The sequence below is a fragment of the Anoxybacillus sp. FSL W8-1294 genome, assembly GCF_037965005.1.
Taxonomy (GTDB): Bacteria; Bacillota; Bacilli; order Bacillales; family Anoxybacillaceae; genus Anoxybacillus; species Anoxybacillus flavithermus_G.
The window spans coordinates 1,986,817-2,011,037 of record NZ_CP150179.1; the positions used below are offsets into that span (position 1 = coordinate 1,986,817).

A 24,221-nucleotide genomic window follows, 5' to 3' on the forward strand; every position below is an offset into this window, starting at 1 on the left:
CGCACTCAAATGGTTTCCCTCCCCGACTAACTCCCTCTCTACTATATTTTTGATTATATTCGCTACATTTTTTGTTATTCCTTCTTAACTTTCTGATAATTTCACTAATCTGATCGGAATAAAAAAGAGCAGCTTGTTCGCTGCTCATCGATCGGTAATGACGATATATGTTGCTTTCACCGGCCCATGCACGCCGACAACTAAGTTCATTTCAATATCTGCGGAGTTGCTCGGACCTGTAATGAAATTGATGCATGACGGAACATGCTTCTCCCGAATGATGTGCGCCGCTTGCGTCATTCGGGGAACGATTGTACTTTTCGGAATAAGCGCCACATACGTCGTCGGTAAAAAGCTAATCGTTCTCCCTTGATCGCGGTTGTTTAATAGCACAACCGTTCCTGATTCAGCTAATGTGATGTCGCTAAAGGTGATGCCAATATTGGCTCGCTCAGCCGCTTCGATATTCGCCCGTCCGAGCGTATGATCCCATACGTGTACATCTTCGCGCGTGAAAAGCGAGCTTAATCCAAACTGCTCGTAACGCTCATCGTTTGCGACGACAATCGGGCCGCCGCCATGTGCCGCTATAACGTCGTCTATCGCGTCAACGAGACGATCTGCTGTCGTTTCAACAAGTGTCGTATGAATGCGCGTACATTGCTTTTTTAATTCATCAAGCAACTCGTCTTGGCTATACCCTTGAAATACGGTATGTTGCGGGGCATGTTTCCATTTCGGGCGTTCTACAGACGTACGCACATCGCGTCCAAGTCGTGAAGCAATTCGTTGTAAAAAAGCTTCCATTTATTCGTTCCCCCTTTGTTTAAACCAGTCGCGGAATCGCTCTTTTTCTGGCGCTGGAAACTCGCGAATGTCCGTCCACGCTTTTAACGGTCCCGGTCCTTTCGAAATGCGGTCGTTGACGGTAAACGGATTCATAGCGCTCGGCGCCACTTTTGACCCGATTTTATATAAAAGCGACGATGCCGCACCTAATCCGAACGCTTTCATCGCTAATTTTTCTGAAATCGGCGCTTTTCCTTCCCGTTCGACAATCGTTTGACGATGTTTTAACAACAGTTCATGAAGCGGAATTTTAACCGGGCACGCTTCCGTACATGCCGCGCATAACGTGGACGCATACGGCAATTCTTTATAATCATCGTAACCGCCAAGAAGCGGGGACAATACCGCCCCGATCGGCCCGGAATAAATCGAACCGTACGAATGTCCTCCAATATGACGGTATACGGGACAAACGTTGACGCAAGCCGCGCAGCGAATGCATTGTAACACCGACTGAAATTCCGTTCCTAAAATGTCAGAACGCCCGTTATCGACAATGACGAGATGAAATTCTTCTGGTCCATCCACTTCCCCTTCCTCGCGCGGACCGGTTAATACGGTAATGTAGCTCGTCAACTTTTGCCCGACCGCACTCCTCGTCAGTAAACCAACGAGCACTTCCATTTCTTCAAACGTCGGTACGATGCGCTCCATTCCCATGACTGTAATTTGTGTTTTCGGCAATGCGGTGACTAAATCGGCGTTTCCTTCGTTCGTCACGAGCGTAATCGAACCGGATTCCGCAATCGCAAAATTGCATCCGGTAATGCCCACATCAGCTGTCATATATTCATGGCGAAGCATATGGCGCGCATGAAGGGCAAGCTCTTCCGGCTTTTCCGTTTTTGTGTACGCTAACTTTTCCTTAAATACGTCGCGAATTTGTTCTTTATTTTTATGAAGCGCCGGCGCAACGATATGAGACGGTGGATCGTGGTCGTCGACTTGCAAAATGTATTCGCCAAGGTCCGTTTCAATGACTTCACAGCCAAGCTTCTCTAATGCGGCATTCATATGAATTTCTTCCGTCACCATCGATTTGGATTTCACAATTTTTTTCGCTTGTTTGCTTGCGACGACGCGGCAAATGTAGTCGTTTGCTTCTTCTGCCGTTTGCGCAAAAAACACATGGCCGCCGCGCTTTTTTACATTTTCGCTCAGTTGCATTAAATAATAGTCTAAGTTTTCAAGTGTATGTTGGCGAATTTCTTCTCCGAGCGCGCGCCACTCTTCCCAGTTGCCAAGCTCAGCAGCTGCTTCCAACCGGCGCGTGCGCAGCCGCTCTTGCGCTCCAGCAACCGCTCCGCGCATAAACGTATTATGAATTCCTTTCTCGACGCGTTCGTGAAACTCTCCCATGTTAATTTTCATCGCCATATGAATCCCCCCTTATCTGCTATTGAGCACTTCGGCAATATGCATGACGCGAATCGGTTTGCCTTTTCGCTCGATTCGCCCACCGATATTCATTAAACAGCCACAGTCCGCACTGATTAAATAGTCGGCTTCGACTTGTTCAATACATTGAATTTTTTCATCGACCATCTGTTCCGAAATCGGTCCCATTTTTACTGAAAACGTACCGCCAAATCCACAGCAATTGTGCGCGTTCGGCAAAGGGACAACTTCAAGCCCTTTTACGTGTTGTAAAAGCGTAAGCGGCGCATCTTTGACGCCAAGTAAGCGCGTCATATGGCATGACGTGTGATACGTCGCTTTTCCTTCTAGCCGCGCCCCCACATCTTCTACCTTTAACACATCGACGATAAATTGTGTTAATTCATACGTTCGATCGGCAACGCGTTTCGCTCGCTCTTCCCATTCGCTGTCGCCTTTAAAAATGTGCGGATATTCTTTAAACATCGTCGCACACGAACCCGATGGCGTGACGATATATTCCGCATGTTCGAACGTGCGAATCATATGTTTCATCGCTTCTTTCGCTTCTTTCACGTAGCCGCTATTGTAAGCTGGCTGGCCACAGCACGTTTGCGCCTCTGGAAAATGAATTGTACATCCAAGCCGCTCTAACAGCTCTACTGTCGCTTTTCCGACATTGACGTGAAATAAGTCGACTAAACATGTAACGAATAATGTGACGTTCATCCGAAATCCCCTCTCCAAGAAAACGTTTTCTTTTCTTTCACTTTACATGCAATTGCAAAATTAGTCAACCGGTCATCTGATGATTAAGGGCGGAGGGAGCACCTCCACTATAAAGATATGTAGTTAGCAAGCACTTTTTCAACATGTCCTAAATGTTCTTTCATTCGCTCTTGGGCAAGTTCAGCGTTTTGGTCGCGAATCGCTTCAAAAATGGCGATATGGTCTTCAAGTAGCTGTTCTGTCGTCGCTTGTTTGGCAAACAGCCAAATGCGTCGCGTTTCTCGCATCGTCTCCATCATCATGCCAGATACGTTGTTCATTAAGCTAACTAACAACGGATTTTTCGTTGCCTCCGCAATTGCCATATGAAATAAAAAGTCGGCTTTTTCGCCAAGCTCTTCATCGCCGATCACCTCACGCATTTGCGCAAGGGCGCTTTGCATGGCGCGCAAATCTTCTTCCGTCCGTTTTCGCGCCGCCAATCCAGCTGCGCCAACTTCAAGTAGTTTTCTTACTTCTAATAAATGGGCCACGTCTTCTTTGCTCATCAGTATAGCGGTAGAAATCGGGAACGATAACATCGCTGGGTCAAATTCACGCACGTATGTGCCTTCCCCTTGTTTCATTTCAATGAGCCCCATCGCCCTAAGCGCCGTTAACGCTTCGCGAATGGCTGCGCGGCCAACTTGGAAATTTTCAGCTAGTTGTTGAACGGAATCGAGTTTATCGCCCGGTTTTAACTGTCCCGTTTGAATCATATGTAAAATGGCTTCGGCTACTTCTTCATATATTTTTTTCGGCTTAATTTGTTTGTACACATTGTCCACCCCATCATCTCTTGTTTACTCCCCTATGTAAATAGCATATCATATCGTATTTTTCTAAAAAATAAAATTGTTGTTTATCTTCCTTCCTTTTTTCTTTCCCTTCCTATGTGATATAATAATTCGTCGCAACATATATGCAAAGGAGTCGTTTGCAGTGCATATCATCTGTACAACGTTGAATGCGAAATATATTCATACAAACTTAGCGATCCGGTATTTGAAAGCATACGCCCAACCGGAGTTTCATGTGGAGCTTGTCGAATATACAATTAAAGACCCGGTGTTAAACATCGTCACCGATTTATATCGCCGCAAACCCGATGTCGTCGGGTTTAGCTGTTACATTTGGAACATCGAACAGACGATTGAAGTTATTCAGCTTTTGAAAAAAGTGCATCCGACCGTTACGATCGTCGTCGGTGGACCAGAAGTGTCATACGACGTTGCTTATTGGCTTGAGCGCGTACCACAGTTTGATTATATCGTCATCGGCGAAGGAGAAGAAACGTTTAAACAGCTTCTGACAGCGCTTCATCGCGGTGAAGATGTCGCAACGATCGCTGGACTTGCCTTTCATCAAGACGGCAAACCGGTCATCAATCCGCAGCGAAATAAAATCAATTTAGCGAATATGCCGTCGCCGTTTCGCTTTCCAGAAGATATTCCGCATTTGTCCAAGCGCGTCACATACGTCGAAACGAGCCGCGGCTGTCCGTTCAGCTGTCAATTTTGTTTGTCGTCCATTGAAGTTGGCGTGCGCTATTTTGATCGCGAAAAAATAAAAGAAGATTTACGCTACTTAATGAAACATGGCGCGAAAGTCATTAAATTTGTCGATCGCACATTTAACATTAGCCGAAGCTATGCGATGGATATGTTTCAATTTTTAATTGACGAGCACGTGCCGGGCGTCGTGTTCCAATTTGAAATTACAGCGGATATTATGCGCCCAGAAGTGATCGAGTTTTTAAACCGTGAAGCGCCGCCAGGGCTATTCCGTTTTGAAATTGGCGTGCAATCGACGAACGATGAAGTGAATAAACTCGTCATGCGGAAACAAAATTTTGATAAACTTACCCGAACGGTTACGATGGTAAAACAAGGTGGAAAAATTGCGCAACATCTCGATTTAATTGCCGGACTTCCTGAAGAAGATTACACATCGTTTCGAAAAACGTTTAACGACGTGTTTGCCCTTCGCCCTGAAGAATTGCAGCTCGGGTTTTTAAAAATGTTGCGCGGCACAGGACTGCGCCGTCAAGCAGACGAGTACGGCTACATCTTTATGGATCGGGCACCGTATGAAATGTTGCGCAACCGCGTGCTATCATTTGACGACGTCATTCGCTTAAAACAAGTAGAAGATGTGCTTGAAAAATATTGGAACGACCATCGCATGGACGAGACGATTGAATATATCGTCACCCATTTATTTGACACACCGTTTGACTTTTTCCAATCGTTCGGCACATATTGGGACGAACAAGGATGGGCGCGCATCGGACATCAGCTTGAAGATTTATTCCGCCGTCTCTATTCGTTTTTACAAACGTTACACACGAACGACTTGCCGATCGTCGAAGCGCTCATGAAATACGACTATTTGCGCAATCAAAAACAAAAACCGCGCAAACCGTGGTGGGACGAAAAAACGGACAAGAGTGCGCGCGCGCGCGTATACGAAAAACTGTCCGAACAACCGCATCTTCTTTCCCTAAGCGAAAAAGAATTATTTAAACATACCGTCGTCGAAATGATTCCTTTCGACTTGCCGCATTATTTACAAACGAAACACATTCGCCGTTGCAACATGGCGATGATCGTATACTTTAACCAAACGACAATGAAAGCAGAGACGTATTTTTTGGAAATGGAAAAGTAGGAGCCTCCACTCCTACTTTTTCTTCTTTGCCTCTTCCATTAACTCGATCACTTTATGCGCATTGATGTCACCTTGTTCGCTCCCGAATTCTTCCTTTAATATATCGCTTGGAATTGGAATCGTTTTCCCTGCTTGTTTATTTTTCATTTTCCTTGCCGTCCTTTTTTCGAATTTCGGTTCGCCCCTCGGCTCATATCTTCTCCGCCAGCGTATTGCGCAGCAAATTCATCTTTCGGCATGCTTTCTGTCGGCGTTTGGTTGTTCGTTTTTGCGGCATCGTGTGTCACTTTTCGCTTCATCATCATTCACCTCGTCCGTCTGTTTGTTCTTTTTTGTATGCAATGAGTATAATGTCTTCGCCCGTTTGTTCACGAAGCTTTCGCTCAAATTGTTGCACTTGGGCGATGTCGCGCTCATGCAACTGCGCAATAGGAAAACGCATATAAATCCCCCCTCACAAGTAATGTCACGCAAATGAACATATTTTATACGCCATTTAGCCACATTAATGATGAGGTGATCATCATGGAAAAAGAAAAAGAAATCGAATCGCCCATTTTCAATGAGACGCAACCGCATCAAATACATGCTCCGTCATTTAAAGGAACGGGCATGCGCATGCAGCCGCCGTTTGTCAATCAACACGGGGTCGTTATTGGCGACAGTAAATACAATTCGCCAAACTCCCCGCTCAATCAATGGAGCGATGAAACAGATCCGAGTGTCATGGCGGGTGATGAATGGGTGCATCCGACGAACGACATCGGCTGGAACACCCCTGAAAACCGTGCCCAATTAGAAGAAAAACGAAGCGAAAACGCTCCGTTTATGCATCCAGACAAAGACGTCGGATATGGGGCAGATTAAAGCTATTTCCCCCGTAAACGAAATACCTTTGAGAAAGTAGCGATTAAAAAATGCATAAATGACTAACACAGGCATCGTAAACACCATCGACGCCGCCATAATGTACTTCCAATAGCTAATGTATTGTCCTTGTTGATTTGAATTTCAACCAAACTTGAAACCGATTGCAACAAAAAATTTGTGACAAAATTCGTGGTATTTTGTCCAAAAATGTTCTCCCCTTCCCACGAACTGTCGTGCTATAATCATCCCAATCCGCCCATAATATTGAACAAGTCGCCGCAACGACAGAAGAACAAAACGCAACGATGCAAGAGCTGCTCGCCTCGTCGCAAGAACTCGCAAGCACAGCAGAGCAACTTCGTCAGGCGGTCGCACGCTTTCAAATGTAACAAATAGATAACCGTCCTTTCGCATCATCAAAAGGACGGTTTCTTCGTTTGTATTCACTCAGAAAGGAAGTGGACGCATGCTTTCCCCTCACCTTGCGAAAAAAATTGTGTCGGACGTCCGCCGCCTCATTCATGAAGATCTCATTATCGTCGACACGCATGGCATCATTATCGCCAGCACCGACCCGACGCGCATCGGGCAATTTCATGAAGGCGCGTTTCTCGTTTGCCAAGAAAAACAAAAACGAATCATTACGAAAGAAGACGAAGGAAAGCTCAAAGGAGTAAAAGCTGGCATCAACTTACCTGTTTTTTTTCACGGTGACGTCATTGGCGTCATCGGCATTACAGGAGATCCAGCGAACGTATCACCATACGGTGAGCTATTAAAAAAAATGACCGAGCTTCTCATTCAAGAAAACTATTATACGGAACAGTTACAACTTGAAGCGCGTGCGCTGGAAACGTTCGTCTTCGATTGGCTGCAAGCGCGCGAATGGTCGCCATCCTTGCACGAGCGAGCCCAACTGTTTCATATCGACCTCGCTAGCTCGCGGCGCGTCATTATCGCTTCGTTAAATGAAACAAAACAAACGATTTCCGTTGACATGTGGAAATACGTTCAAATCGTTTGGAGCGATGCACGTGATGTCATCGTCCGTTGGGGAAACGATCGCTTACTTATTTTACAAACAGACGACGACAAAGAACGAACGATCGCTAAACTCAAAACGATGCAACGCTCATTATTAGACAAATACGATGTGACGCTTCATATCGGATGCGGAAAAATGGGAGATAGTAAACAGGTGTACCATTCGTATAAGCAAGCTGAACGTGCCCTTCATATCTCCAAACAAACAGGCGACATCGTTTTCGATGAAGATTTACGATTGGACATGTGTTTAGAAGACATTTCGCCTGCGACAAAACAAGAGTTGATTAAACGAACGATTGAACCGCTCATACACGATGAAGAATTGTTGCATACGCTGCGGACGTTGTTCGCTAACGACTTATCGCTCAAACGAACGGCAGAGGCGCTTCACATTCACATTAATACACTTCATTACCGGCTAAAAAAAATACAAGATTATACGAAACTGAACGTGCGCCATCTCGAACATATCATCACCTTATACTTAGCTATTCGTTTTTTAGATGAAACAACAAAAAAATAATGTGTAAGCGTTTTATTTTTATATGTTTATACATAGCGGGTTTTCCCGCTTTTTTATATGCTTACAGTACAAACAAAGGGAAGAAGGTGGATGATATGATTACTGAACAAGTGAAACGACAGTTCATTCAAATTGTCGGCGCAGAAAACTACGACGATTCGAAAGCCGGACGGCTCGTTTATTCATACGATGCAACCCCAAACTTCCAATCGCTTCCTGACGCAGTTATCGCCCCGCGCAACACAAAAGAAGTGAGCGAAATTGTAAAGATTTGCAATGAGCACCGCATTCCGATCGTGCCGCGCGGCTCAGGAACAAATCTTTGTGCAGGCACATGTCCAACGGAAGGCGGCATCGTCATCATTTTTAAACATATGAATCGCATATTAGAAATTGACGAAGAAAATTTGACGGTGACCGTTCAACCGGGCGTTATTACGCTTGACCTTATTCACGCCGTTGAAGCAAAAGGGCTGTTTTATCCACCTGATCCAAGCTCGATGAAAATTTCAACGATTGGTGGAAACATTAACGAAAATTCCGGCGGCTTGCGCGGCTTAAAATACGGTGTCACACGCGATTACGTCATGGGGCTTGAAGTTGTACTCGCCAACGGCGACATCATTCGCACGGGCGGCAAGCTCGCAAAAGACGTCGCTGGCTACGATTTAACGCGCCTATTCGTCGGCTCGGAAGGCACGCTCGGCATTATTACAGAAGCGACGTTAAAACTCATTCCGATGCCGGAGACGAAACAAACGATGCTCGCGCTTTATGAAGATTTAGAAGCGGCAGCACGCTCCGTTTCTGCCATCATCGCCAATAAAATCATTCCGACGACGCTTGAATTTTTAGACCAGCCGACGTTACAAGTCGTCGAGTCGTTCGTCAACATCGGCTTGCCGACGGACGTGAAAGCGGTGTTGCTCATCGAACAAGACGGCCCGAAAGAAGTCGTTGAGCGCGATATGGAAGCGATGGCTCGCATTTGCCGCGAACAACACGCCATTTCTGTTCAAGTGGCACAAACGGAAGAAGAAGCAAACAATTTGCGCACAGCGCGTCGCTCAGCGCTATCGGCGCTCGCTCGCTTAAAACCGACGACGATTTTAGAAGATGCGACCGTTCCACGTTCGCAAATTGCAAATATGGTGAAAGCGATTAACGATATTGCTAAAAAATATAACGTCAACATTTGCACGTTCGGTCACGCAGGTGACGGCAACCTTCATCCGACATGTCCGACCGATGTGCGCGACAAAGACGAACTGCATCGCGTCGAGCAGGCGTTTGAAGACATATTCGCCAAAGCGATTGAGCTTGGCGGCACGATTACAGGCGAACATGGCGTCGGCGTCATGAAAGCGCCGTATTTAGAATGGAAGCTCGGCAAAGAAGGAATCGCTGCGATGCAGGCGATTAAACGAGCGCTCGATCCGAACAACATTATGAATCCAGGGAAAGTGTTCGCAAAAAGCACGCGCAAACGGGTGGTGATGACGCGATGAAAAACGAACAGCTCATCCAACAACAATTTCAAGCGCGCATGAATGAAGACGAGTTATTAAACTGTATGCGCTGCGGCTTTTGTTTGCCGACATGTCCGACGTATATTGAGTCGGGCTTTCAAGAGTCACACTCGCCGCGCGGACGCATTGCGCTCATGAAAGCGGTCGTCGACGGGCTCATTGAACCGGACGAAGATGTCGAACGTTCGCTCCAATTATGCCTCGGCTGCCGAGCGTGCGAACCGGTTTGCCCTTCTGGCGTGCGCTACGGCCATTTACTAGAAGAAGCGCGCGACATTATTGCGCAACATAAACGATATCCGTGGTTCATTCGCCTCATTCGCCACGTCGTATTTAAGCAGCTATTCCCTCATCCGAAGCGGATGCGAATGGTGACCGCCCTCATCGGCATTTATCAACGCTCCGGATTGCAGGCGCTCGTTCGCAAACTCGGCTTATTGCGCGTGTTGCCAAATCATTTAGCGATGATGGAAAAAGTGTTGCCGAACGTGCCGACGTGGAAACAAATGAACGAACGACCAACGCACATCGAAGCGGAAACGAAACGAAAAAAACGTGTCGCCTTTTTTAGCGGCTGTTTAATGGATACGATGTTTATGGACACGAACGATGCGACGATGAAACTATTGCAGCTTGCCGGCTGCGACATCGTCATTCCACCGGCCCAAACGTGTTGCGGTGCGCTTCATGGGCATAGCGGCGAAAAAGCGGACGCCAAAGAACTAGCGAAGCGTAACATTGAAGCGTTTGAAGCGCTCGATGTTGACTACATCGTCACAAACGCCGGCGGCTGCGGGGCATTTTTAATCGAATACGACCATTTATTAAAAGACGATCCGATTTGGGCAGAGCGCGCCAAATCTTTCGTCGCCAAAATAAAAGACGTCTCCGTCATTTTAGTCGAACTCGGCTTTCATCTCGAAGGATGGCGCTTGCCAGAACAAATCGTGACGTATCAAGACTCGTGCCATTTGCGCAACGTCATGAAAACCGCAAACGAGCCGCGCCTGTTGCTTCAATCCATTGCAGGCGTCGAGTTTCGCGAAATGAAAGATGCCGATCGATGCTGCGGTTCAGCAGGCATTTATAACATCATCGAGCCAGACATGTCGATGCAAGTGCTTGATTACAAAATGGCACAAGTGAAACAAACGAAAGCGACGACAATTGTAACCGCCAATCCCGGCTGTTTGCTGCAAATGAAGCTCGGCATTGAACGGGAAGGGCTGACGAACGTACGCGCCGTTCACCTCGTCGAGCTGCTTTTAGAAGCGGTAGAAGCGACAAAAGAAGCAAACGAGCCGGTGAAACAAACAGGGTAAGGGTATGACCTTCATGCCCTTTTCCTCTTTTTTAAACGCTTTTCTAATTCAGCACGCTTTTGTTCTAACTGCGCTTCGCTATACGTTTTTCGCTCATATTGCGTATAGTCGATATGTAGCCATTCCGGAATCATTTCTGTTCGCACCGCTCGTTTTCTTCTTTGTTGTGAACGCATATATCCGTTTTGCTTCCAGTTGCGCAAAATCCCCTCGGCATATTTCCATGTTTTCACTCCGTTTTTTAACGCGATCGTTAACGCTTCGAGCACCCATTCCGCTGACGTGTCATTCACCCATAGCGCCATCTGTTCACCGACATAGCTACTGATCGTCCCAAAACCGTTTTGTTCATAAAAATAAATCAAGTTTTGTAACGTATGATCTGTTGTTATTTCTGTTTGTCTGTTCATATAGCCATGTGCGTCTTGGCAAGTTGACGCGTGCGATGCGTCATGTTGCATCGTCCGCTCGTCATGTTGACCGTTCGTTTTTTCGATACACATCTTCTCGTCATCTTCCGTCACTTGCTCGTCATGTACAACGTTTGTGTCAAGCACTTTGGCAAGCACATCGTAGTCAATGCGATACCATTTCGTTTTATCCATCTGTGAGCGATAGCGCGAGACGACGATCCCTTTTTTCTCAAGCCGTACGATCGTGCGCCGAATCGTACTTTCCGACCAAAACGGAAATTGCTTTTTCCACCCTTCGTACGTGTTGTACACCCATACATGTCCATCATGCGTATGCGTGCTTTTTCCGAGCCAATAATGAAGCTGCTGTAAAAAAATGCTTTCGTTCAATCCGAGCTTCACCGCCACCGTCGGCAAAACGAACAACGGCTCATCATCGACTAACCATTTCATCTCCATCCCTCCTATATCCAACTATCGCTTGACGCGCGATCGTTGGTTAGGCGAAAAGAAAAAAGTGTGTTAGGCAATTTTTAAAATTTTTGTTTTACTATTTTCAGAGTAAAGATCATGTACAAAATCTCCATCTAGCGTCGCAAAATAATCATAGCCATGGTATAGAGCCAGTGCATAATGTAACGCGTCGTACACTTCCAATTGTAATAATTTCATTTGAGCTAATGTTAACTGTTGAATATCAATGTTTGTGTTCAAAAACGATACGTGAAAATTATTTCTCAAAGCACTCAAAAACTCATTGTAGCGATCAATTGCATTGTTATAAAAAATTTGCAACTTATTTCTTTGCGATGGATAACGATTTTTTACAGATTTAATAAGACGGGATACATTGACGACAAAATGTTTATTGTAAAAACGCGGAATTTCTTTTTTCCATACGTCATAAAGAAATGCAGTAGGCTCTTCTAACGATCCTAACTGAGTATATGAGGATGATTTTAATTTAGGACGTTGCTGCTTGTTGTGGTATATTTCGAGCGGAAACAATATTTCTTGCATAAACAACTGATGGATCACTTCTCCAAATACATGACTGCTTATTCCTAATTGAGCGATACCTTCCTCTTGCCATTTTTGTAACATTTCACAAACCTTGTCCCCACGTGGATCATCGCTGTTCATGTAAGCCAAAATAAAACAAGCATCAATGTAAATGGACGCTTGTTCAAAATTTTCATGACGCGCATCTTCAAAAGTCAATACGAAGGACATGCGACGCTACCTTCCTTGTTTATACATATCCACTAGCTTTCTACCAAAAGGGGAAGGTTTCGCAATTTTCTTTCTTAATTGTGCAAAGTCAACACAGGAAGCATTTAACTTATTTCGTTTCATTTGAGAAGAAATCGCTGTTTCAACTTGTTTTGACATATTCGTCCCTCCATTCCCTTTCGAAACATTATATCATTCATCAAAAGCATTTGTACACATATGCACCATAAAGAGAATGCCTTTGCATTCCCTTTACGGTTCTGGTGTGAATGTGCGCTGGGCAAGTTCGTTGTCGAGCATAAACAACGAATTGCTGTCGCCTTCGATGCGTTTCAGTTTTTGAATAAGCGTATCAAACATCGACTCTTCTTCTACTTGTTCGTCAATAAACCATTTTAAAAAGTTCATCGTCGCATGTTCGCGCTCGTCTAACGCTAAGTCAGATAGTTTATAAATGCGGCGCGTCACTTCTTTTTCATGGGCGAGCGCTTTTTCGAAGCAGTCGCGAACGGACGTAAATTCGTTATTTGGCGAAGGAAAACCTGTCATAATGGCCCGTTCGCCGAGCGCGTTAATGAAGTTGTAAAACTTCATCGCATGAAAACGTTCTTCTTCCGCTTGCACTAAAAAGAAGTTTGCGAAACCATCCAATCCTTCCGCCGAGCAATATGCCGCCATCGCCATGTACGCATGTGCGGAATAAAATTCAAAATTCATTTGTTCATTCAGTCCGTTTAACAATTTTTCACTTAACAACATCAACACTCCTCTCTTTCTTTATTATAACAAAAAGAGGAGGAACGTGCCTCCCCTTATTCGTTTTGCGCTTTTTTCAACGTTTGAATCGCTTCTTTCTGTTGTTTCGTTTCTTTTCCGGAGAAAAACCAGCCGCCAGCAGCAATCGCTAAAAGAACGATCCAGAAAATCGCTTTCCATAACGCCGAATGCGCGAAATGTTCAGGAACGACAGCTAAGCTCGGATGCGCAAGCGTATATACTGCCAACTTCACACCGACCCAGCCGACGATTAAAAACGCAGCTGATTCTAGGCTTGGGCGTTTATGCAACAATTTCACGAACGCATTTGCCGCAAAACGCATAATAATGACACCAATCAATCCACCAGCGAAGATGACTAAAAACTTTCCGCCGTCCAGGCCTCCAATAGGCGGTAAGTTCGTATCTGGCAACGTCATCGCTAAAGCGACCGCTGCTAAAATCGAATCGATCGCAAACGCTAAGTCAGCGAGCTCCACTTTCAGTACAGTCATCCAAAAACCAGATTGCTTTTTCCCTTCTTTATGCGAACCGTCTCGATTTTTGTTTATAAAATGATGTACGGCAATAAACATTAAATACAACGCGCCGAGCGCTTGAATTTGCCAAATATTCACTAAATACGAAATGACGAAAAGCGCAGCGAAGCGAAGAATAAACGCCCCGGCAAGCCCGTAGAAGAGCGCCCGTTTTTGTTGTTTTTCTGGCAAATGTTTGACCATGACCGCCATGACGACAGCGTTATCGGCCGCTAAAATGCCCTCCAATCCGATTAAAACGAGAAGCACCCAACCATACTCTAATAACATTGACACATCCATCAATGATCCCTCCTGTAATATGTAGTTTTCCCTCGCCCGTCGGCAAAAAATCATGAAAACGCAAAAAAGACCTTCGCCGAACGGCAAAGGTCTCGCTAGACACATGTTGTGCCAACAAAGCCGATGGACAAGGTCCACGAATTGACGACTTTGTTTTCAGGCAACGCCTGAACGCTACTCCCCTTTGTAAAAGGAAAACTATAATTTAACTGTACTTTTATTATAAAGACATGAACGCATTTTGTCAACCCGTCAACTTACTTGTTTTTGTTCCGCATGCGCCTCGTTTAGCTTGCTGTGCTTGCGACCATACAAAAAGTAAATGACGAGACCGATCGCGAGCCAACCGCCAAAGCTAAGCCACGTCATGGCAGGAAGCTGAAACGCTAAATACGTACAAAACGCTACCGCAAGAAGCGGAATGACCGGCACAAACGGCACCATAAAGCTTCGTTTTAAATTCGGTTCCGTTTTTCGCAACACTAAAATGCCGATCGCAACAGTCGTAAACGCAAACAACGTTCCGATATTCGTTAAATGCGCCAATTTATTTAACGGAATAACACCGGCAAAAATGGAAACAGCAATGCCTGTTACCCATGAGTTCACAAGCGGCACTTGCTTGCGCTCGCTCACTTTCGCAAATAACGATGGAAGCAAGCCATCGCGACTAATCGCATAAAAGAGGCGCGTTTGTGCATAAAGCATAACGAGAAGCACCGTCGTAATTCCTGTAATCGCCCCAAGCGAAATAAATCCAGCAACCCAATCTTGGTTAATGTAATTTAACGCGAAAGCAACTGGATTTTTCACACCTAATTGATCGTACGGTACAATTCCTGTTAAAATGAGCGACACCGCAATATACAACAACGTACAAACAGCAAGCGAAGCGATAATACCGATCGGCATGTTGCGCTGCGGATTGCGCACTTCCTCTGCCGCTGTCGATACCGCATCAAACCCTAAATATGCGAAAAACACCGTCGCCGCTCCTGCCGCAACACCAGAAAAGCCAAACGGCATAAACGGCGTCCAGTTTTCTGGCTTCACATACCATACACCAACGGCGATAAACAATAAAATGACTGCCACTTTAATGACGACCATCACCGCATTAAAGCGCGCTGATTTTCTCACACCTTGCGTCAATAAAAACGTAATAAGTAAAACAATAACGATGGCTGGCACATCAATAAACGTTCCTTTGGATGGATCGTATGCGCTTGTGAGGGCATGCGGAAGCTCAATGCCAAAACCGGCAAGCAACCCTTGGAAATAGCCCGACCATCCGGCCGCTACCGCCGATGCAGCCACACCGTATTCTAAAATTAAATCCCAGCCAAGCATCCATGCGATGATCTCACCAAACGTCGCATAGCTGTACGTATACGCGCTTCCCGATACGGGCACGCTCGATGCAAATTCCGCATAACAGAGCGCCGCAAATACGCACGCTAATCCAGATAAAATAAACGAAAGAACAAGCGCTGGTCCCGCATGCTCTGCCGCCGCTACGCCCGTCAAGACGAAAATGCCCGTCCCGATAATCGCTCCGATGCCAAGCATCGTCAAATCAAAGGCGCCTAATTCTTTTTTTAGTGCAGCGCCGCTTTTTCCTGACTCGCTCATGAGCGCGTCAATCGACTTTTTCCTGAACAAACTCATCGTTGTAAACTCCCCTTTTGAAAAATAAACATCTTGTTTTATACTTTAACGCCCAAAATCATTAAAGGCAATACATTTTTATTATTTCAAAATATTTTTATTTTTCTAATAACAGAGGAAGCGTCACCGTCATCGTCGTTCCGGATCCGACTTTGCTTTTTATCGTCCACGTGCCGTTCATCATTTCAATGATGCGAACTGCTACCATCGCCCCAAGACCTGTTCCTTTTTGTTTCATGCTGAAATACGGTTCTCCGAAGCGCGCGATTTCCTCTTTCGTCATGCCGGCTCCTTCATCACGCACAACGATCGTCACCGTTCGTTCATCGACGTGCATATGCACATATACCGCACCGCCATGCTGTATCGCTTCTATTCCATTTTTTATTATATTTAAAAAACATTGCCGAAAATATTGGGCGTTGCCACTTACTTTCGCAGGCATGAGCGTTGACACGATGTCTACTCCCGACATGTTCGCTAACGGACGCAACATATCAATGACTTTCGTTAACTCATGATGCACGTCAAGCGGCTCCATTTTTTCTGGAAACGGCTTCGCAAACGTTAAATAATCGTCAATAATGGCGCAGGCGCGGTTTAATTCTTCAAGGGCGATATTGATATATTGTTCTCTCGTTTCCGCTAATATGTCTTTTGATTTCATGAGCTGCAAAAATCCTTTGACGACGGTTAACGGATTGCGTATTTCATGAGAAATGCTTGCGGCAAGCTGGCTGACGACTTCCATTTTTTCAAGCTTAATCGCTTCCGAGCGAACGAGCAACGCTTCACGCAACGTTTCAACGATAAGCACAACGAACGATACGGCAAAAGGAGGAACGAGAATAAAGTGAATGATGTACGACTCTGTCACTTGAAAATCAGAAATGACGATCGCCAACACCGTTGCCGCAATCGCCAAAAGAAACGTCATCGCCGCCGAAGCAACGAGCCGCTGCTTTCTTGTAAGCTGCTGAAAAAACGGAGAAAACAAGCTGCCGCATAGGCACATCATCACATATACCGCAACGGTAATAAACTCATATCCATACATCATAAAGCGCGCCACAAGCAAAATAAGCAATAGCGGTACGCTCACCGCCCAACCGCCGTAAAACGTGCCAAGTAAAAACGGCACTTGTCGCAAATCGTGCACGCAATCAGGGGCGATGTAAATCGGATATTTCATACATAAAATGATCGGAACGCTTAAACATGCGATAAGCAACAATCGTTGATGCGCCTTTTTTCGCTGGAAAAACCGAACGTGATCGTATAAAAAATAAAAGAAAAAAATGCTCACTAGCATGTAAAATAAATTGTTTAACACGTGCTCATTTATATATGTCATCTCTCATCTCTCCCGGCGTCATTCATACACGTTCAGTTTCGCTAAAATTTTTTCTGTTGTCAACGCATCGACATCTTTGAAAAATTGCCTCGTTTCCATTATGATAAAGATGCAAACTACATAGTGGAGATGGTCATATGAACGATCGGCGTTATTTGCCGCTTTTATTTATTGTTATGTTTTTCGTCATGATGGGATTCGGAATTATTATTCCCGTCCTTCCGTTTTTCGCTGAAAACATCGGTGCAACCCCAACAGAGCTCGGTTGGCTCATGGCCGTGTATTCTTTTATGCAATTTTTGTTCGCACCGATGTGGGGAAACTTATCTGACCGATACGGGCGAAAGCCGATGATACTTATCGGTATTTCCGGCTTGGCGCTGTCGTTTTTCTTATTCGCCTTAGCAACAAAACTTTGGATGTTGTTTGCGGCCCGCATCATTGGCGGCTTCTTATCTGCCGCGACGATGCCGACAGCGATGGCATATGTGGCTGATGTAACGACAGAAGAAAACCGCGGAAAAGGAATGGGCATGATCGGGGCGGCTGTCGGACTCGGATTTATTTTCGGACCAGCGATCGGCGGCATCTTTTCCGCTACAAGCTTAACGGTCCCGTTTTGGATCGCCGGCTGTTTATCGCTCTTGACTGCCGTGTTCGTTTTCTTTTTCTTACAAGAGTCACTTCCGAAAGAAAAGCGTTCGATCGGACAAGCGAAACGGCCATCGCTTTCCTCCGCCCTTCAAGGACCTTTGGCGCGCTTATATATGTTGCAGCTGATCGTCACATTTTCCCTTGCTGGTCTTGAAGCGACGTTCGCTTATTTTGCCGCAAAACGCGCAGGTCTTACGTCAAAAGAGCTCGGCTACATTTTTATGATTATGGGACTTGCTGGGGCGATCGTTCAAGGGGGACTGCTCGGAAAACTGATCGCATCGTTCGGTGAAAGAACGGTCATTCGCGCTGGTTTATTTCTTTCAGCGCTCGGCTTTTTTCTTATTTTGTTCATCAATCATTTTTGGACAGCGGCGCTTTACTTAACGATTTTCGGCATCGGTAACGGCGTCATTCGCCCATGTGTATCGTCCTTGCTTACGAAATATACAACGGGCGGACAAGGAAGCGCGACAGGCGTATTATCATCGTTCGATTCGCTCGGGCGCATCGGCGGTCCGGCAATCGCAGGTTGGCTGTTTACGTTAAAACCGAGTTTGCCGTATGTGACAGGCATATTGCTGACGTTCGTTTCGTTCGCCCTATTTCAGTCGTTTCAACGAGCAATGATGCAAAAAGGCTCCGCGTAATCGGAGCCTTAACTAATTTCCTCAGCTAGTTTTTCCCGTTCGTGCCTTGCGATCATCGGTCCATTTAACAAATCGACGTCGACAATGTAGCGCGGACGTTGTTTGACTTCTTGATATGCTTTTCCGATATACTCCCCGACTAAACCGATCGCCATGAGCTGCAACCCACCGACGAGCCAAATGGACATGATGAGCGACGTCCAGCCCGTTTCTGTATGTCCTGTTATTTTTAAAAAAAGCACGTATAGCGCAAACAAGACGCTAATGAAAAATGAACAAAAACCGAGAAAGGAAACGAACCGAATGGGCATCATGCTGAATGACGTGAGTCCATCGAAGGCAAAGCGTATCATTTTCATAAGCGGATATTTCGTCACGCCTGCTTTTCGCTCTTTTCGGTCATAATATACGGTTGTAGAAGGAAAACCAAGGAGCGGGACAACTCCGCGCAAAAACATGTTTACTTCGCGAAATTGCTGCAACGCTTCTACCGCGCGCCGGCTCATGAGACGATAGTCTGCATGATTGTATATAAGCTTCACCCCGATGCGATTCATCATGCGGTAAAATGTTTCGGCCGTCCACCGCTTCATGTACGAATCAACGTCGCGCTTTCTTCTCACCCCATAAACGATATCGTATCCGTCATGAAATTTTCGTACAAACTCGCGCACGACATATATATCATCTTGCAAGTCGGCATCCATCGTTACGATGCAATGCGCCGCGCCTTTGACGGCAAACATGCCTGCTAAAAGGGCGTTTTGATGCCCTGCATTGCCTGCCAGTTTTATTCCTTTCACTTCTTCATGTCGCAAACATGCTTTATAAATGATCGTCCACGTTTGATCGCGGCTTCCGTCATCGACAAATACAATTTTGCTTTCTTTCGAAATAAGTTGTTCATCTACGAGCTGTTGCCTTAACGAAAGCAGTTGTTTAATCGTTTCTGGCAATATATCTTGCTCGTTATAACAAGGTACAACGATCGCTAAAACGGTCATGTCGTTTTCTCCCTTTCCACTTCGTATAAGTAAATGTTCCATGCGGATTCATCGTGTTCAAACGTGCGCAATAGCTTTAAGTTGTTTTCCTTTGCGTTGTCAATCGGCAAGGCGGAAAACACGTATCGTCCGCCCATGTCGTACAATACGTCAGTATGAAGCTTGAGATGGCGTATGCGCTTGTTCGATTGCTTCGTAAACATGTAGTGCTTTCCTAGCTCATCGACAAATATGTAACAGCGACCGCCCCATTCATCGAAATATTGTTTTAGTTTTTTATTTTTCGCAAGCTCACTCGCAATAATTTTCCGAAACTGATGCTTATACGACAGCGGATAAAAATTGTTGTACGTATCGAGCGTATAAAAGCCGTTATATTGCGCGATCGCCGGATGCATGCCGATGCTGACGACGCGATACGTATGAAGCGGCTTGCCGATGTATCGCTTCACTTGTTCAAACTGCTTTTCGGCATAAAACGCGCGAAATGTCGGCTTGTCGCGATATACAATTTGTTCATGAAACAACATCGCCACAACGAGTTGAGAGGCAATCGCAAACGAGACGATTCCTCGATCCCACGCGCGCCATATAATGCGAAGCGATAGCGCAAACAGCACATAAATGACCATCGGTCGCAAAAAATGATAGCGCGCAAAGTTAAACCGATCTAAAAACGGAAACGCTTCTGTTGCAGGCAACCATCCTTTGTAAAACCAAAACGCATACCAAAGCGACAAAATGAAATTGAGCACATGAAGCTGCCAAAATAGCCGTTCATTCCGCCACCATTTTCGTTTCCATACGATATATAAGGCGATGAACGTGACAGGTAAAATGACAAGCGTATGAATCGTCATCACATGCGTATGACCGAATATGTAGTTTTTTAATGTTAGTCGAAGCGAGCGCCATAACGACAGACGGGCATGGAAATATTCATCCCGACTTGTCGGTTCGGTCGCAAATAAAAATGAATGAACGAGCCGATATTCAATCGCTAAATAAAGAACGGTCATATATATGAGCGCCAACAAAAGGGGTACGTTCGGACGGCGTCGCCACGCATCGAACGCCCAAAATATAAACATCGCGCTTAAAAAAAAGAAAAAGCCGAGCACAAAGCTAGAGTAGAACGGCAACAACGTCAGCACAACGTAATTTTTCAACGAGCGATCGCCGGCGCGAATGTTTAACAGCGCCCATAATGCTAGCGGCATACCGAGCGTGCTAAGCATGCCTGACGGCCAAAACGGCGTAAGGGCGAACGCAAGCGCGACCCCGACGCGAATCCACTCCGCTTCTTTTTCCTTTAATACGTGCGTATTCAATAATAAATACATGCCGATAAACGCAAACAGGCGCGTAAGAAGCTGGCTCAATCCATAGGCGTAAACGGACGGAAAGAGCGCATGAAGCCAAACGATGCCGCTAAACTCCGTCCCGTACGCGTTGCGCGGCAAGCCGCCGATGATTTGCGGAATTGTCGCATGAACGGAGCCGAACAGCTCGCCACTTTGTACGAGCACGCGATACCAAGCAATATTAGAGTCTAAATTATCGTGCACGCGCATGTGCGCATCTTCCCCAAGTAAAAAATACGGCAAGGCATGTAAACAAACGATGATGATGCCACATGTGAACAGTCTCATAACGCCCCTCCATTCGCTATTATTTTTTGACAACAAATAAAAAATATGCATAAAAAATCCCCTGCCAATCGCAGAGGTTAAACAATGATCGCATCGTATCCTTTTTTTCTTAACTCTTCGACGAGACGTTCTGCATTTTTTTTATCGCGAAATGCTCCGACTTGCACGCGGTATAACTTTCCATCGTCTTTCGGTGGAGCAGGCGGTTTCTTTTGCAATCCGAACGCTTTCGCCATTCCTTCTACATGACCGCGGGCAATTTGCGACAGAAATTCGTCTGATTTCAGCTTTGCGGCATCTCCTGCGTTGTCGATAAATAAGTTTTCCGTCAATAAAGCTGGCATATTCGTTTGACGAAGCACCGCATAGCTCGCACGTTTTTTTCCGCGATCGCGCACATCTCCAATCGCTTTCATCACTTCATCATGAATGATGTTTTGATATGAAACAGTTTCTTTGCTCACATTTCCATTGAATATATATGATTCAAATCCTGTTCCACCACCTGCGTTCACATGAACGGATAAAAAGAAGTCCGCACCGATCCGATTCGCCATCGCTGCCCGTTCCGAGAGTTCAATAAACTGGTCGTCTGTCCGCGTATAGTGTACATCGACACGTTCATACTCTTTCAACATCTCCCCTATTTTCGTCACAATCGTTAACGTTACATCTTTTTCACGAAGTCCGTTTCCGACCGCCCCCGGATCACGCCCTCCATGCCCTGCATCTAAAACAATTTTTACCATCATATCCTCACACCTTTCTAACAAATTTTCTCTCTGCTAATAACATATACATGATCTCGGACAAAGGATACGGCCTTTTCGTATTTATCTATTTTTTCTTTCGCCCGCACATGAATCATCCGTCCTTTTATTTTTATACCTACATACGTATTTTGCCTATTCCTTCGCTGTTTATCATCTAATCAGCAATCTTTTTACTTTACAAAAGTAAGTAACAAACTATATTATAGTTATAGCTTTTTATATCAAAGCGAAACATAAGTAAGTATAAACTTACGTCAAGGAGGAACTGTTATGGCAAAAGTATTGTATATTACCGCAAATCCAAAACAAGAACAACAATCATTTAGTTTATCAGTCGGTCGTGCGTTTTTAGAAACTTACAAACAACATCATCCAGAAGATGAAATCGTTGAACTACACTTGTACGATATCGACGTCCCTTACATTGATGCTGATGTATTTAGCGGCTGGGGCAAACTACAACAAGGACAAGCATTTGACCAATTAAGCAAAGATGAACAACAAAAAGTAGCGCGCATCAACGAATTATGCGACCAATTTATTGAAGCTGACAAATATGTATTCGTCACACCGATGTGGAACTTTAGCTTCCCTCCAAAATTGAAGGCATATATCGATACGCTTTGTATCGCCGGAAAAACGTTTAAATATACAGAAGAAGGGTCTGTTGGACTACTAAAAGGGAAAAAAGCGCTCCACATTCAAGCGCGAGGAGGTATATATTCTGAAGGTCCGGCGAAAGAAATGGAGTTTGGTGACCGCTATTTAAGAGCTGTTCTCGCTTTTATCGGCATAACAGACGTTCAAACGATTGCGGTCGAAGGTATGAACGCTTTTCCAAACGAAGCAGAAGCCATTAAACAACAAGCAATCGAACGAGCAAAAGAAGCAGCGAAACAGTTTTAATAACAAACAAAAAAGTCAGCGTGTTCAGCGCTGACTTTTTTATTTTCTCATAGGTACGATACAAACGACCGCTACCCATGCTGGACTAATTTTCTCCCTCGAACCTGTATTTGCGGCGCTGTTTGGCTATTTGTTTTTAGGAGAAGTATTGTCAGTCAAAGGGTACATCGGTGCTGCACTTGTGCTTTTTGGCATTTTATACGCCGAAATGCCGCGAAAACATGTGAGACGATACGCGCCATCTGTCGAACAAAAAAGCTGACATGTCGTCAGCTTGTCACAGTTTAAATGTGAATTTAATAATCCCTGCTTTTACCATCGCTTCAATGACAATGACGATGGCAGGGCCGACGAACAGTCCAAGAAAACCAAGGAGGCGGAATCCTAAGTAGACGCTTACTAATGCGGCGAGCGGGCTAATGCCTAAGTTCGACGAGAAAATTTTCGGTTCGATTGTTCGCCGGATGACCGTAATGGCGACAAATAGGACAATTAACCCAATGCCTGTCGCGCTATGTCCGTTGGCAATATGAAAAATTCCCCATGGCACTAACACCGAACCTGTCCCTAAAATCGGCAAAATATCGACAACAACAATTAACAAGGAAAAAAGAATCGGATAATCGACCCTTAACATAAGCAAGCCGCCTAACGCAAGCAAAAACGTAATGACGCTCAATAAAAACTGCGCTTTAATAAAGCCGACACCTGCACGGCTTAGCTGCGTTATAATGATTGTCAACCGTTGCTTTGTGCGCTCGGACAAATGTTTTTCGAGCGCTTTTTTGAGCCGCGGCCAATCGAGACTAATAAGAAAAAGCGCAACTAAATAGACGAGAAAATGAATTAAAAATTCTGGAATTTTCGTCAAATAGCCAATCATCGCTTGCGTCAAATTTGTCGCAAACGACAAAAGCATATTTTTCACCGTTTCGACGCTATTTTCGAGCGATGTAATGATTTCACGCGGAATGTCGCTAGAATACGACTGCCATTTTTGAATGAGCTCATTGACAACTGCGGTAATTTCCGATAAAAAGAGCGGCATTTTTTGCGAAAACATCATCGTCTGTTCAACGAGAATCGCAACAACAAAATAAGCAAGTCCTCCCATCGCAAGCAAAAAGAGCGTAAACGTAATCGTTACTGCGTGGATTCGTTTCAATCCGCTTTTTTGCAGCTTTTGTACTCCCGGCTCAAGGAGAAGGGCGGTAAAGAACGCAAACACGAGCGGTAAACTGTACGGAAGCAAAAAAAACGCGATTGCTGCCAACAGTGCAAGAACAAGCCACTTTTTCATCATGCTTCATTCAACCCATTTCTTTTTCAATTCCTACTTTATCATAATATAACACTCTCGC

25 protein-coding genes and 1 pseudogene are annotated in these 24,221 nt (G+C 45.2%); 8 read left to right on the forward strand and 18 right to left on the reverse strand.

Annotation, left to right across the window (positions count from 1 at the left end):
- Window positions 1-144: 144 nt before the first annotated feature.
- The 4 genes from NSQ23_RS10565 to NSQ23_RS10580 form a co-directional block, all read right to left on the reverse strand.
- Window positions 145-807, reverse strand: coding sequence for a lactate utilization protein C (locus NSQ23_RS10565; protein ID WP_192954257.1), 663 nt, complete (start codon window positions 805-807; stop codon window positions 145-147).
- Window positions 808-2,226, reverse strand: a complete 1,419-nt coding sequence (locus tag NSQ23_RS10570; RefSeq protein ID WP_339170670.1) for a LutB/LldF family L-lactate oxidation iron-sulfur protein — start codon at window positions 2,224-2,226, stop codon at window positions 808-810.
- Between the two features lie 12 nt (window positions 2,227-2,238).
- Window positions 2,239-2,955, reverse strand: coding sequence for a (Fe-S)-binding protein (locus tag NSQ23_RS10575; RefSeq protein WP_339170671.1), 717 nt, complete (start codon window positions 2,953-2,955; stop codon window positions 2,239-2,241).
- 107 nt (window positions 2,956-3,062) lie between these two features.
- Window positions 3,063-3,782 carry a FadR/GntR family transcriptional regulator gene (locus NSQ23_RS10580; RefSeq protein ID WP_339170672.1) on the reverse strand — a complete coding sequence of 240 codons (720 nt, stop codon included), beginning with the start codon at window positions 3,780-3,782 and terminating at the stop codon, window positions 3,063-3,065.
- A gap of 154 nt (window positions 3,783-3,936) precedes the next feature.
- On the opposite strand from NSQ23_RS10580, the gene NSQ23_RS10585 reads away from it, so the two are divergent.
- Complete coding sequence (locus NSQ23_RS10585; protein WP_339170673.1) at window positions 3,937-5,664, forward strand: B12-binding domain-containing radical SAM protein; 1,728 nt, start codon at window positions 3,937-3,939, stop codon at window positions 5,662-5,664.
- Window positions 5,665-5,676: 12 nt separating this feature from the next.
- Here the strand turns inward: NSQ23_RS10585 and NSQ23_RS10590 are convergent, their stop codons facing one another.
- The 3 genes from NSQ23_RS10590 to NSQ23_RS10600 are packed head-to-tail and all read right to left on the reverse strand — an operon-like array spanning window position 5,677 to window position 6,106.
- The gene (locus tag NSQ23_RS10590) at window positions 5,677-5,811 is read right to left on the reverse strand and encodes a hypothetical protein (RefSeq protein ID WP_269194787.1); all 135 of its coding nucleotides are present in this window, start codon (window positions 5,809-5,811) and stop codon (window positions 5,677-5,679) included.
- Window positions 5,808-5,963 carry a hypothetical protein gene (locus NSQ23_RS10595; protein WP_035018793.1) on the reverse strand — a complete coding sequence of 52 codons (156 nt, stop codon included), beginning with the start codon at window positions 5,961-5,963 and terminating at the stop codon, window positions 5,808-5,810. The genes NSQ23_RS10590 and NSQ23_RS10595 overlap by 4 nt, the downstream gene beginning before the upstream one ends.
- Window positions 5,964-5,965: 2 nt before the next feature.
- Window positions 5,966-6,106, reverse strand: a complete 141-nt coding sequence (locus tag NSQ23_RS10600; RefSeq protein ID WP_004891500.1) for a hypothetical protein — start codon at window positions 6,104-6,106, stop codon at window positions 5,966-5,968.
- Between the two features lie 32 nt (window positions 6,107-6,138).
- Here NSQ23_RS10600 and NSQ23_RS10605 point away from each other — a divergent pair, with 32 nt between their 5' ends.
- From NSQ23_RS10605 to NSQ23_RS10620, 4 genes are all read left to right on the forward strand, one after another.
- Complete coding sequence (locus NSQ23_RS10605; RefSeq protein WP_339170674.1) at window positions 6,139-6,531, forward strand: DUF3905 domain-containing protein; 393 nt, start codon at window positions 6,139-6,141, stop codon at window positions 6,529-6,531.
- 469 nt (window positions 6,532-7,000) lie between these two features.
- Complete coding sequence (locus NSQ23_RS10610; RefSeq protein ID WP_339170675.1) at window positions 7,001-8,104, forward strand: sugar diacid recognition domain-containing protein; 1,104 nt, start codon at window positions 7,001-7,003, stop codon at window positions 8,102-8,104.
- 95 nt (window positions 8,105-8,199) lie between these two features.
- Entirely contained in the window at window positions 8,200-9,612 is a 1,413-nt protein-coding gene (gene glcD / locus NSQ23_RS10615; protein ID WP_339170676.1) for a glycolate oxidase subunit GlcD, read from the forward strand.
- A complete protein-coding gene (locus NSQ23_RS10620) occupies window positions 9,609-10,955 on the forward strand; it encodes a (Fe-S)-binding protein (RefSeq protein ID WP_339170677.1) in 1,347 nt (448 codons plus the stop codon). The genes glcD and NSQ23_RS10620 overlap by 4 nt, the downstream gene beginning before the upstream one ends.
- Before the next feature lie 11 nt (window positions 10,956-10,966).
- Here NSQ23_RS10620 and NSQ23_RS10625 read toward each other — a convergent pair whose 3' ends face one another.
- The 7 genes from NSQ23_RS10625 to NSQ23_RS10655 form a co-directional block, all read right to left on the reverse strand.
- Complete coding sequence (locus NSQ23_RS10625) at window positions 10,967-11,821, reverse strand: DnaD domain protein (protein ID WP_339170679.1); 855 nt, start codon at window positions 11,819-11,821, stop codon at window positions 10,967-10,969.
- A gap of 69 nt (window positions 11,822-11,890) precedes the next feature.
- Entirely contained in the window at window positions 11,891-12,589 is a 699-nt protein-coding gene (locus tag NSQ23_RS10630) for a type II toxin-antitoxin system VapC family toxin (protein WP_339170680.1), read from the reverse strand.
- 18 nt (window positions 12,590-12,607) lie between these two features.
- Window positions 12,608-12,760, reverse strand: coding sequence for a hypothetical protein (locus NSQ23_RS10635; RefSeq protein ID WP_158074585.1), 153 nt, complete (start codon window positions 12,758-12,760; stop codon window positions 12,608-12,610).
- A gap of 93 nt (window positions 12,761-12,853) precedes the next feature.
- On the reverse strand, window positions 12,854-13,357 hold the full coding sequence (locus tag NSQ23_RS10640) for a ferritin (protein ID WP_035019246.1): 504 nt from the start codon (window positions 13,355-13,357) through the stop codon (window positions 12,854-12,856).
- Window positions 13,358-13,413: 56 nt separating this feature from the next.
- Entirely contained in the window at window positions 13,414-14,199 is a 786-nt protein-coding gene (locus NSQ23_RS10645; RefSeq protein WP_339170682.1) for a TerC family protein, read from the reverse strand.
- Window positions 14,200-14,451: 252 nt separating this feature from the next.
- Complete coding sequence (locus NSQ23_RS10650; RefSeq protein ID WP_339170684.1) at window positions 14,452-15,867, reverse strand: amino acid permease; 1,416 nt, start codon at window positions 15,865-15,867, stop codon at window positions 14,452-14,454.
- Between the two features lie 97 nt (window positions 15,868-15,964).
- On the reverse strand, window positions 15,965-17,221 hold the full coding sequence (locus NSQ23_RS10655; RefSeq protein ID WP_339170685.1) for a HAMP domain-containing sensor histidine kinase: 1,257 nt from the start codon (window positions 17,219-17,221) through the stop codon (window positions 15,965-15,967).
- Between the two features lie 137 nt (window positions 17,222-17,358).
- On the opposite strand from NSQ23_RS10655, the gene NSQ23_RS10660 reads away from it, so the two are divergent.
- The gene (locus NSQ23_RS10660) at window positions 17,359-18,525 is read left to right on the forward strand and encodes an MFS transporter (protein ID WP_339170687.1); all 1,167 of its coding nucleotides are present in this window, start codon (window positions 17,359-17,361) and stop codon (window positions 18,523-18,525) included.
- Between the two features lie 8 nt (window positions 18,526-18,533).
- Here the strand turns inward: NSQ23_RS10660 and NSQ23_RS10665 are convergent, their stop codons facing one another.
- From NSQ23_RS10665 to NSQ23_RS10675, 3 genes are all read right to left on the reverse strand, one after another.
- Complete coding sequence (locus NSQ23_RS10665) at window positions 18,534-19,529, reverse strand: glycosyltransferase family 2 protein (protein WP_339174387.1); 996 nt, start codon at window positions 19,527-19,529, stop codon at window positions 18,534-18,536.
- The gene (locus NSQ23_RS10670; protein WP_339170688.1) at window positions 19,526-21,181 is read right to left on the reverse strand and encodes a DUF6044 family protein; all 1,656 of its coding nucleotides are present in this window, start codon (window positions 21,179-21,181) and stop codon (window positions 19,526-19,528) included. The genes NSQ23_RS10665 and NSQ23_RS10670 overlap by 4 nt, the downstream gene beginning before the upstream one ends.
- A gap of 77 nt (window positions 21,182-21,258) precedes the next feature.
- On the reverse strand, window positions 21,259-21,930 hold the full coding sequence (locus tag NSQ23_RS10675; protein ID WP_004891527.1) for an N-acetylmuramoyl-L-alanine amidase: 672 nt from the start codon (window positions 21,928-21,930) through the stop codon (window positions 21,259-21,261).
- Between the two features lie 294 nt (window positions 21,931-22,224).
- Between NSQ23_RS10675 and NSQ23_RS10680 the strand changes: the two genes are divergently transcribed.
- Window positions 22,225-22,860, forward strand: coding sequence for an FMN-dependent NADH-azoreductase (locus NSQ23_RS10680; protein WP_004891529.1), 636 nt, complete (start codon window positions 22,225-22,227; stop codon window positions 22,858-22,860).
- Window positions 22,861-22,903: 43 nt separating this feature from the next.
- Window positions 22,904-23,122 (forward strand): annotated as a pseudogene (locus tag NSQ23_RS10685) (DMT family transporter); the annotation flags it as partial.
- Window positions 23,123-23,137: 15 nt separating this feature from the next.
- On the opposite strand, the gene ytvI reads toward NSQ23_RS10685, so the two are convergent.
- Window positions 23,138-24,160 carry a sporulation integral membrane protein YtvI gene (gene ytvI / locus NSQ23_RS10690; RefSeq protein WP_339174389.1) on the reverse strand — a complete coding sequence of 341 codons (1,023 nt, stop codon included), beginning with the start codon at window positions 24,158-24,160 and terminating at the stop codon, window positions 23,138-23,140.
- Between the last annotated feature and the right edge of the window lie 61 nt (window positions 24,161-24,221).